Source organism: Acidocella sp. MX-AZ02, assembly GCF_000306035.1.
In the GTDB taxonomy this organism is placed as follows: Bacteria; Pseudomonadota; Alphaproteobacteria; order Acetobacterales; family Acetobacteraceae; genus Acidocella; species Acidocella facilis.
In genome coordinates this window covers 402,099-417,704 of record NZ_JH976207.1, presented here as the reverse complement: position 1 = coordinate 417,704, position 15,606 = coordinate 402,099, and the positions used below count along the sequence as shown (strand labels likewise).

The following is a 15,606-nucleotide window of genomic DNA, read 5'->3' as shown; positions in this document are numbered from 1 at the left end:
TTTCGCTAGCAGGAACAGGAAGCACAGACGCATGGCTGATGGACAGACCCCGACCCGCACCCCGGTGAACCTCGCGGATTACCGCCCGCCCGCCTTCCTGGTGGACAAGGTTTCGCTGGATTTCGAGCTGGCGCCGGAGGCGACCATCGTGCATGCGCGCTTGCAGCTGCGCCGCAACGCCCCGGGCCCGCTGAAGCTCGATGGCCGCAAGCTGGAGCTGCTCTCCATCGCGCTGAATGGCGAGGCGCTGGGCGATAATCGCTACACGCTGGATGCGAACAGCCTGACCCTGCCCGAGCTGCCCGACGAGGCGGTGCTGGAGACCAGCGTGCGCATCGATCCCGCCGCCAATACCGAGCTTTCCGGCCTCTATATGTCTGGCTCCGGCTTCTTCACCCAATGCGAGCCGGAGGGGTTCCGCAAGATCACCTTCTTCCCGGACCGGCCGGACGTGATGGCGCGCTACCATGTGCGCATGCGCGCCGATGCGGATAAATTCCCCATCCTGCTCTCCAACGGCAACAAGCTGGCAAGCGGCGTGGAAAACGGCAAGGCCTATGCGGAGTGGGAAGACCCGCACCCGAAACCCTCTTATCTCTTCGCGCTGGTGGCGGCGGATCTGGTGGCGGTGAAGGATGAGTTCACCACCGCCTCCGGCCGCAAGGTGGAGCTGGGCGTGTGGGTCGAGCGCGGCGACGAGACGCGCTGCGATCACGCCATGGGCGCGCTGAAGCGCTCGATGAAATGGGACGAGGAGGTTTTCGGCCTCGAATATGATCTCGATATTTTCAACATCGCCGCGGTTTCGGATTTCAATGCCGGGGCGATGGAGAATAAGGGCCTCAACATCTTCAACACCGCCTATGTGCTGGCCGATTCCAAAACCGCCACCGATGCGGATTTCCAGAATGTCGAGCGCGTCATCGCGCATGAATATTTCCATAACTGGACCGGCGATCGCGTCACCTGCCGGGACTGGTTCCAGCTCTCGCTGAAAGAGGGCCTCACCGTCTTCCGCGACCAGCAATATATGTCGGACCAGTTCTCGGCGGCGGTGAAGCGCATCGCCGATGTCCGGCTGCTGCGCGCCACCCAGTTCCGCGACGATGCCGGCCCGCTGGCGCATCCGGTCCGCCCGGCCAGCTATCTGGAAATCAACAATTTCTATACCACGACGATTTACGAAAAAGGTGCGGAGATCGTGCGGATGTACCGCACCATCATCGGGCCGGAGGCATTCCGGCGCGGCATGGATGAATATATCGCCAAGAACGACAACTCCGCCGCGACGGTGGAGGATTTCTGGGCGGCGATGCAATCCGCCACCGACATCGACCTGAAGCAGCTAATGCTCTGGTACGGCCAGGCCGGCACGCCTGAGGTGAGTTTTGAAGAGAGCTGGGACGAATCCTCCAACACCTTCACCCTGACCCTGCATCAGCACACCGCCCCCACACCCGGCCAGCCGGAGAAGCAGGCGCTGCTGATCCCGGTCGCCATGGCGCTGCTGGAGGAGAAAGGCGCCGAGCTGCATGCCGAAACCCTGCTGTTGCGCGAAAAATCGCAGCGCTTCGATTTCGAACTGAAACAGGCGCCGAAGGCCGTCTCGCTATTCCGGCATTTCTCCGCCCCGGTGAAGCTGAAAGGCCAGAGCTGCGAGCGTCTGGCCTTCCTGGCGGCGCATGACGGGGATCTGTTCAACCGCTGGGATGCGTTGCAGCGCTATGCCAGCGCGGTGCTGCTGGACGCTGTGGCCGCCCATCAACAGGGCAAGGGCTTCAGCCTGGATGCCGGGCTGAAAGACGCCATCGCCGCGATTCTGGCCGACGCCAAACGCGACCCCGCCTTTGCCGCCGAGGCGCTGGTGCTGCCGATGGAAAGCCTGCTCGCCGACGATATGGAGGTGGTGGACCCGGATGCCATCCATGCCGTGCGCCAGGCCGCCCGCAAGGCGCTGGGGATGGCGCTGAAGGCGGAATTCCAGGCCGTGTATGACGGGTTTGCCGGCGCCGCGCCGGAGGATGTCTCCGGGGTCGCCATGGGCGCGCGGGCGCTGCGCAATGCGGCTCTGGGCTATCTCACCGCCGCCGGCGAGAGCGGCCCAGCCGCCACCCAGTTCGCGAAGGCCGGCAACATGACCGAGCGCCTGGCCGCCCTCGCCTGCCTGGTGGACACGCAAGGCGCGGCCCGTGACCAGGCACTGGCGGCCTTCTTCGAAGAATGGCAATCCACCCCGCTGGTGCTGGATAAATGGTTCGCCGTGCAGGCCCGCAGCAATGCGCCGGATACGCTGGCCCGGGTGCAGGCCCTGGCCACGCACGAGGCGATGGATCTGCGCAACCCCAACCGGGTGCGCGCCCTCATCGGCGCCTTTACCGGCAATCCGGCGGTGTTCCACGACGCATCCGGCACCGGCTACAAGCTGCTGGCGGATTTCGTGCTGCGGCTGGATGAGACCAACCCGCAGATCGCCGCGCGGCTGGTCACCGCCCTTGGCCATTGGCGGCGTTTCGATGCTGGCCGCCAGGGGCTGATGAAGGCTGAGCTTGAACGCATCCTGGCGCGTGAACATCTCAGCCCCAACACATATGAGCTGGCCGCGAAGGCGCTGGCGTAAGGAGTGACGCAATGATCGAGCTTTATTACTGGACCACGCCGAACGGCCATAAGGTCAGCATCTTCCTCGAAGAGGCCGGGCTGGAGTACAAGATCTTCCCCGTGAACATCTCCAAAGGCGAGCAGTTCAACCCGGATTTCCTGGCCTTCGCGCCAAATAACCGCATCCCGGCGATCCGCGACATGGCCCCCGCCGATGGCGGCGCGCCGCTCGGTATTTTCGAGAGCGGCGCCATTCTGGAATATCTGGCCGACAAGACCGGCCAGTTCCTCCCCAAGGCCCCGCGCCCGCGCTTCGAGGTGCTGCAATGGCTGTACTGGCAGATGGGCGGGCTGGGGCCGATGGCCGGGCAGAACCATCATTTCGTGCAATACGCGCCCGAGCGCATTCCTTACGCGATGGAACGCTATGTGAAGGAGACCAACCGTCTCTACGGCGTGCTCAACAAGCAGCTGGAAGGGCGTGATTATATCGCTGGCGAGTACTCGATCGCGGATATGGCGAGCTATCCCTGGATCGTCCCCTATGAGCGCCAGCAGCAGAAGCTTGAGGATTTCCCGCATCTGCAAGCCTGGTTCGCGCGCATGAGCGCGCGCCCGGCGGTGCAGCGCGCTTATGAGAAGGCCAAGGCGATCAACAGCGCGCCAACCGTGACCCAGGATGCCAACAAGATCTTGTTCGGCCAGACGGCGCGATGAACCGCACCCTCTACGATCTCACCGCCGCCGACGGCACCCGCTTCTCCCCCTATTGCTGGCGGGTGAAGCTGGCGCTGGCGCACAAGAACCTCGCTTACGAAACCATTCCCTGGCATTTCACCGAAAAGGAGGCGCTTGCCGCATCCGGCCAGGGCAAGGTGCCGGTGCTGCTGGATGGCGCCAACATCGTCTCCGACAGCCAGATCATCGCCGATTACCTGGAGCGCACCTACCCGAACGAGGCCTCCTTGTTCGGCGAGCCGCCAGCCCGGGCGCTGAGCATGTTCGTCAAGCAATGGGCGGAGATGTCGCTGCATCCTGCCCTGGCGCAGGTGGTGGTGGCGGATATTCATCGCCGGCTGCACCCGAAGGATCAGGAGTATTTCCGCCTGACCCGCGAGGCGATGCTGGGGCGCCGGCTGGAGGAGTTCGACGCCACCCGGCATCTGGCGCTGGAACGGCTCGACCTGGTGCTGCGGCCATTACGCAAGCTGCTGACCGACCAGGCCTTCCTCGCCGGCGAAGCGCCGAACTGGGCGGACCATATCGTCTTCGGCGCGCTGCAATGGGGGCGGCTGATGTCCTCCACACCGCTATTTCAGCCGGGCGACGCGCTCCTGGGCTGGATGGAGCGGGTGCTGGGGACGTATGGGCTGGAAGACGCCACACCCGCCGCCTGAAATTTGCGGAAGGTTTTGGGGGCGTCGGCGCCGAAGGTTCCAACGCTGCACAGCAGCGTTGGAAAGGCGCCGAAGGGATGGGGAGTTTTTTCAAAAACTCCCCATGAATGTCCGGGGGGATGACGACAGCGTCGCCAAGCATGCCGGTCTTTCGCCCGAAAACTTTTATTTATTCCAAAACGTCATCAGCAGCCCGCCGGCCAGGATCAGCACCCCGCCCGCCAGCACCGGCAGGCCAGGGCGCACGCCGAAAGCGAACAGATTGATCAGCTGCGCCACCACGAAAAACAGCGCCACATAAACGCCCAGCAGCCGCCCGAAATCCCAGGGCGGCAAATTCACCGTCACCCCATAGATGAACAGCACCAACGCCGCCGCGCTGAAAAACCCCAGCCGGACGGGCAGCGCATGGGCGTGGAGCGCCGTCCGGGCCAGCGCATCGCCGCCGGCTTCCAGGCAGGCCGCCAGGATCAGCAGCCCCAGAGCGGCAATATGACTCACAGGCTTTTCCGGTACTGGATGAAATCCGCCCGCTCGGCGAGCTTTTCATAAAGCGCCTGGGCGGTCTTGTTGCCCTCCTGCGTCACCCAATAGACCCGGCCCACGCCGCGCCCGCGCGCCAGCTCATACACCGCCTCGATCAGCGCCCGCCCCACCCCCTGGCCGCGCGCCGCCGGCGCGGTGAAGAGGTCTTCCAGATAGCAGACATCGCTCACCGACCAGGTGCCGCGATGAAACACGCAATGCACCAGCCCCAGCAAGGCGCCCTCACCCTCGGCAACCAAGGCAACCATCGGCTCGGCCGGGTCGAGCAGGCGCTGAAAGACGATCTCGGTCACCTCGCCGGGCAAATCTTCCTCATAGAACCGCAAATAGCCCTGCCACAGCGCCTCCCAGCCGGCGCGGTCTTCAGCCTCCAGCGGGCGGATGCGCAGGCTCATGCCGCCAGCCCGGCGATTACCGCCTCGAATTGCAGAAAGAACCGTGCCGCGGTGAAGCCGCGCACCGCCTGCGCCGCCGCCTGCCCCAGCTGCGCACGCAAGCCGGGATTACCGGCCAGCAGCGCCAGATTGGCGGCCAGCAGCGCCACATGCCCGACCGGCGCCATCAACGCGCTCTGCCCATGGGTGAATATGCCGCGATAGATCCCAAGATCGGACAGCAGCAAAGGTCTGCCGAACCGCGCTGCCTCCATCACCGAAACCGGCTGTGACTCGCTCTCCGAAACCAGAGCACTGATATCGGCGGACTTGATCCAGGCCAGAGCGGTTTCCGGCGGCACCTCGCCGGTGAGGATGAAGCGTGAAGGCTCGGCCTCGGCCAGGCGCCGCGCCGCCTCATCCAGCTCATAAACCCGCCCGCACAGCACGCATTCCATATCCAGCCCGGCGGCGGCCACGGCGCGGATCAGATCACCGCCGCGCTTGCGCGGCTCCACGCTACCCACCTGCACCAGCCGCAAGGGCCGGGCTTTCGGCCGCACCGCCGGCAGGCTCTCCGGCAAGGGGGGCAGCCCGTTCGGGATGATGTGAAATTTCCGCGGTGGCAGCGCGTAGGTGAAGGAGCGATAGATTTCCGCCTGATAGGCGGTCTGGTACACCACCGCCGCCGCGATGCCGAACGCCTGCCCGAGCGCCGGATTTTTGAGCAGGATGCGCAGCCCCACCTCCGCCTCGTGCAGAAACCAGATGGTCGGCACCCGGCCCGCAATATCGATCACCGCCTGGGTGGTGCCGATGCCGTTGGCGATGGCGATATCGAACGCGCTCAACGCCGCCCCGGTGGCGATGCCGATCCCAAGCGCCTCATAGGCGGCCTTGATCGGCCCGTCTTCCGGGTTGGCGGGCAGCACGGTCAGGCTATGGCCGCGCGCCTGCAAATGCGCCGCCAGCCGCAGCAGCACCGTGCTGGCCCCCGTGATGGTGAATTCATGGTTGACCAGCAGGATGCGCATGCGGCCCTCAGGCGAGGCGGGAGAGCGCCGCCGAAAGGCGCGTCACCTCATTGCCGAAACTCTGCTCGCGCTCGCGATGCTCTTCGAGGATCGCTTCCGGGGCGCGGGAGGTGAAATCGGCATTGCCGAGCTTGGCCTGCACCTTTTTCAACTCGCTCTCGGCCTTCGCCAACGCGGCGGCGAGGCGCTTCTTCTCGGCTTCGAGGTCGATCAGCCCTTCCAGCGGCAGGATGATCGTGGCCTCGCCCAGCACCGCCTGGGCGGCATTCTTCGGCACCGGACCGTCGAGCGGGCCGATTTTTGACACGCGGGCGAGGCGGGAGATCGCTTCAAAATATGTCTCTGCCCACTCCAATGATTTGGGCGACGCATCCTGCAGCAACACCTCGGACTTTACCGACGGGGGAACATTGATCTCGGATCGCACGGACCTAATTTCCGAAATAATCGCCTTAAGCCAATCTATCTCTCGGGGGCCAACCGGTCGATCGCCGCTGTGAAGTACGCTTTCCTCTTGCGGCCAACGAGCAGTGATCAGCGCTCCGGACGAGCCGTAACCAAAATGGTCCCACAGCTCTTCAGTGACAAAAGGCATTAGGGGATGCAACAATCGCAGCATAACCCCGAGCACGTAAGCAGCCGTATTGCGAACCTCTTCGGCATCGCCCGTTGAAAAGCTTGGTTTTGCGAGTTCGACAAACCAATCGCAAAATTCGTCCCAAACAAAATGGTAGCAAACTTTGGCATAATCGTCGGGTCGAAAATTTTCGAGACCCGCAGTCGCCGCATTACACGCCGACGCCGCACACTCCAAAATCCAGCGGCAGAGCGGCAATTTCGCGTTCTCCGGCTTGAAATCCGGGTTCGGCTTCACCCCGTTCATTTCCAGGAAGCGCGCCGCGTTCCAGATCTTGGTGATGAAGCCACGATTGGTTTCGACGATCTTCGCCCCCAGCTTCACATCCCGCCCCTGCCCCGCCGCAGCGGCGACGGAGTAGCGCAGCGCATCGGCGCCGTATTCGTCGATCAGGGTCAGGGGGTCCAGCACATTGCCCTTGGATTTGGACATTTTCTGGCCCTTCTCGTCGCGGACCAGCCCATGGATATAGATGGTGCGGAACGGCACATCCCCCATGAAATGCAGCCCCATCATCATCATCCGGGCGACCCAGAAGAAGATGATGTCAAAGCCGGTCACCAGCGTATCGGTCGGGTAATATTTCGCCAGTTCCGGCGTCTGTTCCGGCCAGCCCAGGGTCGAGAACGGCCACAGGGCGGAGGAGAACCAGGTATCCAGCACGTCCTCATCCTGGGTCAGCGTCACACCGCCCCCGGCCTTGGCCTGTGCCTCTTCCGCAGTGCGCGCCACGTACACCTTGCCCGCCTCGTCATACCAGGCCGGGATGCGATGGCCCCACCAGAGCTGACGGGAAATGCACCAGGGCTGGATGTCGCGCATCCAGGCGAAGAAGGTGTTTTCCCATTGCTTGGGCACGAAATTGATCCGCCCCTCTTCCACCGCCTTGATCGCCGGCTGCGCCAGCACATGGGCGTTGCAATACCATTGGGTGGTGAGGAACGGCTCAATCACGGTGCCGGAGCGGTCGCCATAGGGGACCATATGCGGGTGCGGCTTCACCTCCACCAGCAGCTCCTGCGCCTCCAGCTCGGCGACGATCAGTTTTCGCGCGGCAAACCGGTCCAGCCCTTCGAGCGAGCGTACGAAATCCGGCATCTCGCCAAGTTCAGCCAGCGTGATGCGGCCCTGCTTGTCGAGCATCGAGGGCATCTCCAGCCCGTGCCGCTTGCCGACCTCGAAATCGTTGAAATCATGCGCCGGGGTGATCTTCACCGCACCCGTGCCTTTCTCCGGGTCGGCATACTCATCGGCGACCACCGGGATCTTCCGGCCGGTCAGCGGCAAAGTGACGATCTTGCCGATCAGATGCTTGTACGTCTCGTTCTCGGGATGCACCGCCACGGCGGTATCCGCCAGCATCGTCTCCGGGCGGGTGGTGGCGACGATGATCTCCTCGTCCCCCTCAACCGGATAGCGAATATACCACATATGGCCTTTCACATCCCGGCTCTCGACCTCAAGGTCCGAGATCGCGGTCTGCAAGGCGGTGTCCCAGTTCACCAGGCGTTTATCCTGGTAGATCAGCCCTTCCTCGAACAGCCGCACGAACACTTCGCGCACGGCGACGGAGAGCCCCTCATCCATGGTGAAACGCTCACGCGCCCAGTCCGGCGAGGCGCCGAGGCGGCGCAGCTGGCGGGTGATGTTGCCGCCGGATTCCGCCTTCCACTGCCAGACCCGGGAGAGGAAAGTCTCACGGCCGAGTTCCTTGCGGGAGACCCCTTCCTTATCCAGCAGCCGCTCCACCACCATCTGGGTGGCGATGCCGGCATGGTCGGTGCCCGGCTGCCAGAGCACGTCGCGCCCCTGCATGCGCCGGTAGCGGACCAGAATATCCTGCAGCGTCATCGTCAGCGCGTGGCCCACATGCAGGCTGCCGGTGACGTTCGGCGGCGGGATCATGATCGTGTAGGGTTCGGCGTCGCGGCCCGGCTGGGCGGCGAAGGCGCCGGAAGCTTCCCAACCGGCATAAAGCCGCGCCTCGCAGGAGGCCGGCTCGAAACTCTTATCCAATGTCGTCACGTCAAAACCTCAACGCCCGGGCCTGGGCGAACTTACTGGGAAAACAAAAACCGGCGGGGCGCGCCGGGGCGGGCTTGGGGGGGGCGCCTTACGGCCGTTCCCCCCGTCTTTGAAAAGGCTAGTCTGGGGAGGGGATCAGCGCTGCGCCTGTTCGATCACACGATTGATCTCGGCGCGGACCATGCGCTCCACCAGGCTCGGCAGATGCGTATCCAGCCAGGCCTTCAGCACCGGCTTCATCTCCTCGCGGACGATATCCTCGATGGTGACACCGGCGCGGCCGACGCCAGCGGCGCGCTCGGCGCTGACACTGCGCACCAGCGCGCCGATCGAGTTGCTGATATCGGACACGGCCTGATCGCCGACCAGCCCTTCCGGGCCCTGAAACTGCTCGTCCATGGTCTCATCCTTCTGGCTGGGCTGGGGGTCGAAATAAGAGGGCTCGGCCTGCATCGGAAACAGCGTCTCGGATGCGGGCTGGGCCGAGAAAATCGAGGGCGGTTGAGGAGATTGATAAATCGGCTCATGCGGCGGCGGATAGGCCGGCTGCGCGGGCGCGGCGTCATGGAACGGTGCCGCCGGTTCCTGGGGGTAGGCCGGCGCCGCCGGTTGTTGATAATAAGCCGGCGGGGCCTGCTCGTCAGCGGGCGGAAACGGCGTTTGCTGCCAGACCGGGGTCGGCACCGGCTCGGGCTCGACATGGATGGTGATCGGCGCGGGTTCCAGGGCAGGCGGCGGCTCGAAGCTCGGCGCCTGGGCGAAATGCCCGGGCTGCGGCAAGGACGGCTCTTCCGGCGAAATGACCGGGTCCGGTGTGCGCGGCGGCTCGGTGGCGGAGGCGGGCAGTTCGGGCGAGAGTACGCGCATGCTGGCCCGCAGCACCAGCTCGTCAGAGGCCGCCTGGCGCTTGCCGCCGCTCTCTTCTTCGGACAGAATCCGCCGGATAGAGGCGAGGATCTCCTCCATCGAAGGTTCCGCCGCGCTGGCCGGGCCGGGGCGGTTGGAAATGCCGTCGCCGTCGCTCATCCTGCCTCCTTCTAGGGCAACATCCGATCAAACCGACTCGTTCGACCGGATAAATTTGCTCGCTAATATCAACTCTAGAGCCTCGCGCGAAAAGCGTGAGGCTCTAGGGCGCGGTCTGCGCCGAATCAGATACCGGTACCACCGGCGGAACAGGCGGGGCATTCAGCAGCTCGCCATCTGGCGCGATGCCCGCCCGCCGATCCGCCGCCGCACCCGTTCCGAATCCGGCATACTTAACTGCGTCGTAATATTTCTGATCATCATACGCATGTACAGGCAAATTCAAGTCCCGCGCGGTCAATCGGCCGATCGCGGCGGCGATGGCGTAGGAATAATTCACCATCTGCGCGATATTCTGCACCTGCTGCACCTGGGAGGTGAGCACCGCCTGCTGGGCATTGAGCACATCCAGCGTGGTGCGGGTGCCAACCAGCTCCTCGCGCTCCGTCCCGTCCAGGGCGATCGCGTCGGCCTTGATCTGCGCATTGCTGGCCAGCACCGCGGCGCGCGATGAGACCATCCCCTCCCAGCTCTGGGTCGCCTGCGAATAGGCCTTGCGCTGCGCCACCAGCACGGCGGCGAAAGCCTGTTGCTCCTTGGCCTTGGCCTGGCGGATGGCGGCATATTCCGAGCCGCCCTGATAGAGCGGCACCGTCAGCTGGCCGATGAAGGAGGCGCCGCTGGTATAGGTGTTCTGGCCGGAACTGCCGGATTGCTTATAGGCCGAGGCCTGCAACGAAAGCTGCGGCATCAGCGCCGAGAAGGCGACATCCACCGCATCCTTCTGCGAGGCATCGTTGAATTCCGCGGCCACCACGTCCGGATTATTGGCCACCGCCACCTTGCCGGCATCCGCCTTGCCGCTGACCGGCAACACCAGAGGCTGCGGCGGCGCCAGCGCATCGGCCGGATATTCACCCACCAGCTGCCGGAAATTCTCCCGGGCGATGCGCAGATTGCCCTGCGCCACCTGCACCTGCTCCTGGGCCTGCGCCAGCGAGGCCTGAGCCTGGGCCACCGAGGTCATGGTGATTTCGCCGAGATTGAACTGGGTCTGGGTATCGTGCAGCTGCTTGGTCAGCACGTCCTGGTTGCTCTGCTGCAAGGCGAGCAGCTTCTGGTCGGCCACCACCGCGACATAATCCTGCACGACATTCTGGAAGATCGTCTGCTCCTGGGAGAGCAGCTGCGCGCGGGCGGCGGCGACATCGTTCTTCGATTGCCGAGTCTGGGCGATGGTTTTGCCGCCCTTATAGATCGGTTGCGTCACCGTGACCTGGGCGGTCTTCTCCGTCCCGTTTTCCGGCACCTTGCTGGAGGTGGTCACGTATTTTTGGGTCAGCGGATCGAAGGAGGTGGTGTTGTATTTCTCGGCGCCGGTGACACGACCAAACTGCCCCTGCAACTCCACCGTCGGCTTCCAGCCGGCCAGCGCGGTTGGCACCTCTTCATCCGCCTGGCGCAGCGCCGCGCGCTGCTCCTGCAGGGTGGGGTTGTTATAATAGGCCGCGACCAGCGCATCGGTGAGATTGGCGGGCGGGGCGGCGCAGGCGGCGGCGGGCAGCATCGCCAGCGCCACGCCGGACAGCCAGAACAGGCGCGGCAAGGCTCTGCCCTCCCGGTTCAAAATACGAAGGCGGGGGCTGGCGCGAATTGCGGCAGCAGCCGGGCCGCGCAATCGAACACCGGCAGGCTGGTATAGCCACCCGGTACCGCTTCGGCGATCACCGCGCGCCCGATCGCGCCGGGGGCGGCGTCATCCGCCAGAATCGTCACCACCCGCCCCTGCGGAGTGAGCTGCGCGGCCAGAATGGCGGGGATCTCGGTGACCGCGCCTTCGATGACGATGACATCGTAAGGGCCGGCGGCCGGCCAGCCGGCGGCCAGTGGGCCGCTCACCGCCTGCACCAGCGGCGCGTGCGCGGCCAGGGCGCCATTATTCAGGCGCGGCTCTTCTTCCAGCGCCACCACATCGGCCCCGGCGAGGCTCAGCAGCGCCGCGAGATAGCCGCGGCCGGCGCCGATCACCAGAATATGCAGCTTCTGCTGGGTGGAAGCGGACGGCGCCAGGGCCATCTGCGCCAGCCGCGCCGTGACCATCGGCTTGAGCATATACCGCCCCTCGCCCAGCTTCAGATCGGCATCTGAATAGGCCTGGGCGGCCACCGGGGCGAAGGCTTCGCGCGGCAGCACGCGCATGGTGCCGATCACCCGCAGATCATGCACATGGTTGGGGCGGACCTGCGAATCCACCATATTGCCGCGCGCCGTCGCAAATTCATCGGTATGAGCCATGGTACCTTTCCGCTTCGCAAGTGCGAACCTTATAGCGGCGGGGCGGTGGCAAACTCAACTGCGGCGGTTCCACCCGGCCGCCTGCGCAGATTTTTGGCAAAGCCGTGAAACCCGGCTTGACCGACGCCCCCCGCCCGAGGATATAGGGCCCACACCAAGCCGGTCCGGTGGCAGAGTGGTGATGCAGCGGACTGCAAATCCGCGAATGTGGGTTCGATTCCCGCCCGGACCTCCATTTATCGGTGCCCCCGACAGCGTCCCTCCGCCACAAGCCGGGGATGCGCGCCCCGCCGCCGGCCAACGCGGCTTGTTCTATACAATCCCCACCGAGGCTCTAAGATGGGCCATGCTCGAAGCCCCGCGACTCTGGAAATCTCCTCTCTGTCTGGGACTGCTCGCCGCTCTTTCGGGGTGCGGGACAGCGCCAACGCCGCCGGCGCCGGTCTTATCCCCCCCTGTCGCGGAGCCTTTTTCGCTGCAAACGCCGATCGACCAGATCGCGGCGGATCCGCGCGGCAAGGCGGTGCTGGAGCGCGATCTGCCGGGGATGATGGCCAGCCCCCATTATCAGATGTTCAACAGCATGAGCCTGTCGGATCTGGCCCCGCTCTCCGGCGGCCGGCTGACCCCGGAGAAGCTGAAAAAAGTCCAGGACGATTTGCTGTCCCTGCCCCCCAAGGCTGTCACCCCATCGCCATGACTTTCCGCAAACCACCGGTATTTCAACGATAAAATTTGACTTGCGCGGCCCGGACGAGACAATTTGAGGGGCTTAGACTGCGGATTCGTCATGCCCGAGACTTTTAGTGTTTTTCGTCCCCCCCTTGGCTGCCGCTTTGATCGCGCTCGCCCTCGCGGCGGCTGGCCCGGCGCGGGCGCAACCCGTGACCACCATCGCCCCGGCGCCCCAGCAGGCGGGGCAGAATGCTCAGCCCGCTGTCTCGCCCGCCGACCCGGCGGCGCAGGCCCTCCACCTCGCCGACGAGATGAAGCTGGCCCTCGGCACCCAGGATGTGGCGGTGCCGCAGGCGGAACGCGACCGCGCCATCGCCCTCGCCCGCAAGGCGCTGCAGACCCGCAATGTGCCGATCGATCATCCGCAGCTGGTGATGGTGGTGGACCGCGCGGTGAAGGTGCAGCGCCTGCTGGTGGTGTTCGCCCAGCCCGGCGCCGCATGGGAAGTACTGGGGGCGGTAAAAGTGAGCACCGGCCGCCCAGGCCAGGCCGAGCATTTCAAGACCCCGGTGGGGGTGATGATCAATGATGGCAGCATCCCCGGCTACCGCGCCCAGGGCACGGTGAACCAGAACGGCATTCGCGGCATCGGCGCCAAGGGCTTGCGGGTTTATGATTTCGGCTGGTCCACCACCGCCGATTGGCGCCATCCCGGCCAGGTGGCGGTGGTGCGGCTGGAAATGCACGCGACCGATCCGGTCTATCTGGAGCCCAAGCTGGGCACGCCGGAGTCCGAGGCCTGCATCCATATTCCCACCAAGTTCAATGTCTTCATCGACCATCACGGGCTGCTCGACGCGGACCTGGCGCCGAAGGCAGCAAGCGATCCGGAAATTGCCTGGCTGTTCGGACCGGACCATGTGCAATCGCCGCTGGCCGGGGACAAGCTGGTGGTAGTCGACAGCTCCGAGCCCGACGCGCCGCTGTCCGACCCGCAGGAGGCGCAGCAGATCGAGCAGAACTGGGCGAATTACATGAAGAGCATCAATCACAGCTGAGCCGGGGCGGCGGTGATTATCGGGCTCCGCCCCGGCGCCCGCGGGCGGGAGATCGTGACGGGCTCCTCATTCAGAGGTCAGGATTGCCCCGGCGCGGTTTGCTAGAAGGGGGCATGAAAAATCATAATCCCCGCCAGGAACCCGCCAAGAGTACACCAGCCCCGCGCCCGCAGACCAGCCCGCCGACGGGCGGGGAAGATTTGAACGCCAAGCCGCAGCGCAAGCGGATCACCCAGCCGGCGGAGATCGAGACCGAGGATACGGCGCAGAATCCCGCCAGCTTCGCCGGGTTCTGAGCCATTCGCCGGATCACCACCGATATCCCGGCGCGACTCGACCGGCTGCGCTGGAGCCGCTTTCACGCGCTGGTGCTGGCAGGGCTCGGGGCGAGCTGGATGCTGGACGGGCTGGAGGTTACCATCATCGGCGCGCTGGGCGCGGTGCTGACCAGCCCGCACACGCTGAATCTCAGCCCGCAGGCGGTGGGGGCGATCGGCTCCTGCTATCTCGCCGGGGCCGTGGCCGGGGCCTTGCTGTTCGGGGCGGCGACAGACCGGTTCGGCCGGCGGCGGATTTTCTTCCTCACGCTGGGTTGCTATCTGGCCGGGGTGGCGCTGAGCGCTTTTGCCTGGAACGGCGCCGCGCTGGGGGCCTTCCGGCTGCTGACGGGGCTGGGCATCGGCGGGGAATATGCCGCGGTGAATTCGGCGGTGGATGAGCTGATCCCGGCCCGGCTGCGCGGGCGCGTCGCCCTCGGCCTCAACGGCACCTATTGGCTGGGGGCGGTGATCGGCGCGGGGATGAGCCTGGTCCTGCTCAATCCGCATTGGCTGCCGGAAGATCTCGGCTGGCGGTTGGGATTTGGCATTGGCGCGGTGATCGGGCTGGGGGTGCTGGCACTGCGGCGGATCATCCCTGAGAGCCCGCGCTGGCTGATCACCCATGGGCGCGCGCAGGAGGCCGAGGCGCTGATGCGCGAGATCGAGGCACGGACGGACAGTGACGTGCCAGACGATCTGCCGAAACTGACGCTGCAGCCGCGCAAGAGCTTCGGGCTGGGCGTGATCCTGCCGGTGCTGCTGCGCACCTACCGCGCCCGCACCATTCTGGTGCTGGCGCTGATGGCGGCGCAGGCGTTTTTATATAATGCGCTGTTCTTCACCTACGCGCTGATGCTCACGCGCTTCTATCACGTCCCACAGGGGCGCGCCGGCTTGTATCTGTTGCCGCTGGCGGCAGGGAATTTTCTCGGGCCGCTATGGCTGGGCTGGCTCTTTGATACGCTGGGGCGGCGGATCATGCTGGCCGCCACCTATATCCTCTCCGGCGTGCTGCTCGCCGCCACCGGCTACGGGTTTCTGCACGGATGGTTCGACGCGACGACGCAGACCCTGGCCTGGGCGGCGATCTTCTTCATTGCCTCCTCCGCCGCCAGCGCCGCCTATCTCACCGCGAGCGAGCTGTTTCCGCTGGAAATCCGGGCCCTGGCGATCGCTTTGTTCTACGCCTTCGGCACCGCGCTGGGGGGCGTGCTGGCACCTCTGGTCTTTGGCCGGCTCATCGGCGACGGCTCGCCGCTGGCCATTTGCGGGGGCTATCTCTTCGCCGGGGCGCTGATGGCCGGGGCGGGCGTGCTGGCGGCATTCCTGGCGGTTCCCGCCGAGGGGCAATCGCTGGAGGCGCTCTCAACACCGCTCTCCGCCACGGCTGCCGACTGAGCTTCTTGGCAGGAGGCTCCCCCCTGCGTTCAGGCCTCGGCGCCCATCAGACGGCATTGGGTCTCGAAGGAGAACATATCCTCCAGCGTCATCCCCGGCCGCGTCTCTGCCTTCGGCACCGCCCAATCGCGCCCGACGCCGAAGCGGCGCAAGGACCGCCGGGCCGGGCCGAAGCGCGCCGCCAGCTTGGCGAGGCTGGCCGCAGAAAGCCCGGGCGCCTGTT

The 15,606-nt window shown here is 65.3% G+C and carries 15 protein-coding genes and 1 tRNA gene; 8 read left to right on the top strand and 8 right to left on the bottom strand.

Annotated features, from left to right (window positions below; all coding sequences use genetic code 11):
* Positions 1 to 31: 31 nt before the first annotated feature.
* Genes pepN through MXAZACID_RS02000 form a run of 3 tightly spaced genes read left to right on the top strand, consistent with a single transcriptional unit; the run spans position 32 to position 3,995 of the window.
* The gene (gene pepN / locus MXAZACID_RS02010; RefSeq protein ID WP_008492363.1) at positions 32 to 2,617 is read left to right on the top strand and encodes an aminopeptidase N; all 2,586 of its coding nucleotides are present in this window, start codon (positions 32 to 34) and stop codon (positions 2,615 to 2,617) included.
* A gap of 11 nt (positions 2,618 to 2,628) precedes the next feature.
* Positions 2,629 to 3,315 (top strand): glutathione binding-like protein, encoded by a 687-nt coding sequence (locus tag MXAZACID_RS02005; protein ID WP_008492362.1) that lies wholly within the window; start codon positions 2,629 to 2,631, stop codon positions 3,313 to 3,315.
* On the top strand, positions 3,312 to 3,995 hold the full coding sequence (locus tag MXAZACID_RS02000) for a glutathione S-transferase N-terminal domain-containing protein (RefSeq protein ID WP_008492361.1): 684 nt from the start codon (positions 3,312 to 3,314) through the stop codon (positions 3,993 to 3,995). Before MXAZACID_RS02005 ends, MXAZACID_RS02000 begins: the two co-directional genes overlap by 4 nt.
* A 165-nt stretch (positions 3,996 to 4,160) precedes the next feature.
* Here the strand turns inward: MXAZACID_RS02000 and MXAZACID_RS01995 are convergent, their stop codons facing one another.
* The 7 genes from MXAZACID_RS01995 to MXAZACID_RS01965 form a co-directional block, all read right to left on the bottom strand.
* Positions 4,161 to 4,496: a hypothetical protein gene (locus MXAZACID_RS01995; RefSeq protein WP_008492360.1), complete on the bottom strand. Its 336-nt coding sequence runs from the start codon at positions 4,494 to 4,496 to the stop codon at positions 4,161 to 4,163.
* Positions 4,493 to 4,936, bottom strand: coding sequence for a GNAT family N-acetyltransferase (locus tag MXAZACID_RS01990; protein WP_008492359.1), 444 nt, complete (start codon positions 4,934 to 4,936; stop codon positions 4,493 to 4,495). Before MXAZACID_RS01990 ends, MXAZACID_RS01995 begins: the two co-directional genes overlap by 4 nt.
* Positions 4,933 to 5,949 (bottom strand): glycosyltransferase family 4 protein, encoded by a 1,017-nt coding sequence (locus MXAZACID_RS01985; protein ID WP_008492358.1) that lies wholly within the window; start codon positions 5,947 to 5,949, stop codon positions 4,933 to 4,935. Before MXAZACID_RS01985 ends, MXAZACID_RS01990 begins: the two co-directional genes overlap by 4 nt.
* Positions 5,950 to 5,956: 7 nt before the next feature.
* The gene (locus tag MXAZACID_RS01980) at positions 5,957 to 8,602 is read right to left on the bottom strand and encodes a valine--tRNA ligase (RefSeq protein WP_008492357.1); all 2,646 of its coding nucleotides are present in this window, start codon (positions 8,600 to 8,602) and stop codon (positions 5,957 to 5,959) included.
* Positions 8,603 to 8,746: 144 nt separating this feature from the next.
* Positions 8,747 to 9,637: a DUF2497 domain-containing protein gene (locus MXAZACID_RS01975; RefSeq protein WP_008492356.1), complete on the bottom strand. Its 891-nt coding sequence runs from the start codon at positions 9,635 to 9,637 to the stop codon at positions 8,747 to 8,749.
* A gap of 103 nt (positions 9,638 to 9,740) precedes the next feature.
* Positions 9,741 to 11,243, bottom strand: a complete 1,503-nt coding sequence (locus tag MXAZACID_RS01970) for a TolC family outer membrane protein (RefSeq protein WP_008492355.1) — start codon at positions 11,241 to 11,243, stop codon at positions 9,741 to 9,743.
* A gap of 17 nt (positions 11,244 to 11,260) precedes the next feature.
* Entirely contained in the window at positions 11,261 to 11,932 is a 672-nt protein-coding gene (locus MXAZACID_RS01965; protein ID WP_008492354.1) for a protein-L-isoaspartate O-methyltransferase, read from the bottom strand.
* A gap of 161 nt (positions 11,933 to 12,093) precedes the next feature.
* Here MXAZACID_RS01965 and MXAZACID_RS01960 point away from each other — a divergent pair.
* From MXAZACID_RS01960 to MXAZACID_RS01940, 5 genes are all read left to right on the top strand, one after another.
* A tRNA-Cys gene (locus tag MXAZACID_RS01960) sits at positions 12,094 to 12,167 on the top strand.
* Positions 12,168 to 12,278: 111 nt separating this feature from the next.
* Positions 12,279 to 12,632 (top strand): hypothetical protein, encoded by a 354-nt coding sequence (locus MXAZACID_RS01955; protein ID WP_008492352.1) that lies wholly within the window; start codon positions 12,279 to 12,281, stop codon positions 12,630 to 12,632.
* Between the two features lie 124 nt (positions 12,633 to 12,756).
* Positions 12,757 to 13,665 (top strand): L,D-transpeptidase, encoded by a 909-nt coding sequence (locus MXAZACID_RS01950; protein ID WP_205619720.1) that lies wholly within the window; start codon positions 12,757 to 12,759, stop codon positions 13,663 to 13,665.
* A 113-nt stretch (positions 13,666 to 13,778) separates the two neighbouring features.
* Positions 13,779 to 13,961 (top strand): hypothetical protein, encoded by a 183-nt coding sequence (locus tag MXAZACID_RS01945; RefSeq protein ID WP_008492350.1) that lies wholly within the window; start codon positions 13,779 to 13,781, stop codon positions 13,959 to 13,961.
* A 99-nt stretch (positions 13,962 to 14,060) separates the two neighbouring features.
* Positions 14,061 to 15,383, top strand: coding sequence for an MFS transporter (locus MXAZACID_RS01940; protein WP_008492349.1), 1,323 nt, complete (start codon positions 14,061 to 14,063; stop codon positions 15,381 to 15,383).
* 29 nt (positions 15,384 to 15,412) lie between these two features.
* On the opposite strand, the gene MXAZACID_RS19085 is transcribed toward MXAZACID_RS01940, so the two are convergent.
* Positions 15,413 to 15,606: hypothetical protein (locus MXAZACID_RS19085; RefSeq protein ID WP_008492348.1), on the bottom strand; the 194-nt coding region annotated here is incomplete at its 5' end.

What these genes read in the sequence shown, in the direction of transcription:
- pepN (WP_008492363.1), top strand. Translation starts at nt 32, where the DNA reads ATGGCTGATGGACAGACCCCGACCCGCACCCCGGTGAACCTCGCGGAT.
- MXAZACID_RS02005 (WP_008492362.1), top strand. Translation starts at nt 2,629, where the DNA reads ATGATCGAGCTTTATTACTGGACCACGCCGAACGGCCATAAGGTCAGC.
- MXAZACID_RS02000 (WP_008492361.1), top strand. Translation starts at nt 3,312, where the DNA reads ATGAACCGCACCCTCTACGATCTCACCGCCGCCGACGGCACCCGCTTC.
- MXAZACID_RS01990 (WP_008492359.1), bottom strand. Translation starts at nt 4,936, where the DNA reads ATGAGCCTGCGCATCCGCCCGCTGGAGGCTGAAGACCGCGCCGGCTGG.
- MXAZACID_RS01985 (WP_008492358.1), bottom strand. Translation starts at nt 5,949, where the DNA reads ATGCGCATCCTGCTGGTCAACCATGAATTCACCATCACGGGGGCCAGC.
- MXAZACID_RS01975 (WP_008492356.1), bottom strand. Translation starts at nt 9,637, where the DNA reads ATGAGCGACGGCGACGGCATTTCCAACCGCCCCGGCCCGGCCAGCGCG.
- MXAZACID_RS01965 (WP_008492354.1), bottom strand. Translation starts at nt 11,932, where the DNA reads ATGGCTCATACCGATGAATTTGCGACGGCGCGCGGCAATATGGTGGAT.
- MXAZACID_RS01955 (WP_008492352.1), top strand. Translation starts at nt 12,279, where the DNA reads ATGCTCGAAGCCCCGCGACTCTGGAAATCTCCTCTCTGTCTGGGACTG.
- MXAZACID_RS01945 (WP_008492350.1), top strand. Translation starts at nt 13,779, where the DNA reads ATGAAAAATCATAATCCCCGCCAGGAACCCGCCAAGAGTACACCAGCC.
- MXAZACID_RS01940 (WP_008492349.1), top strand. Translation starts at nt 14,061, where the DNA reads ATGCTGGACGGGCTGGAGGTTACCATCATCGGCGCGCTGGGCGCGGTG.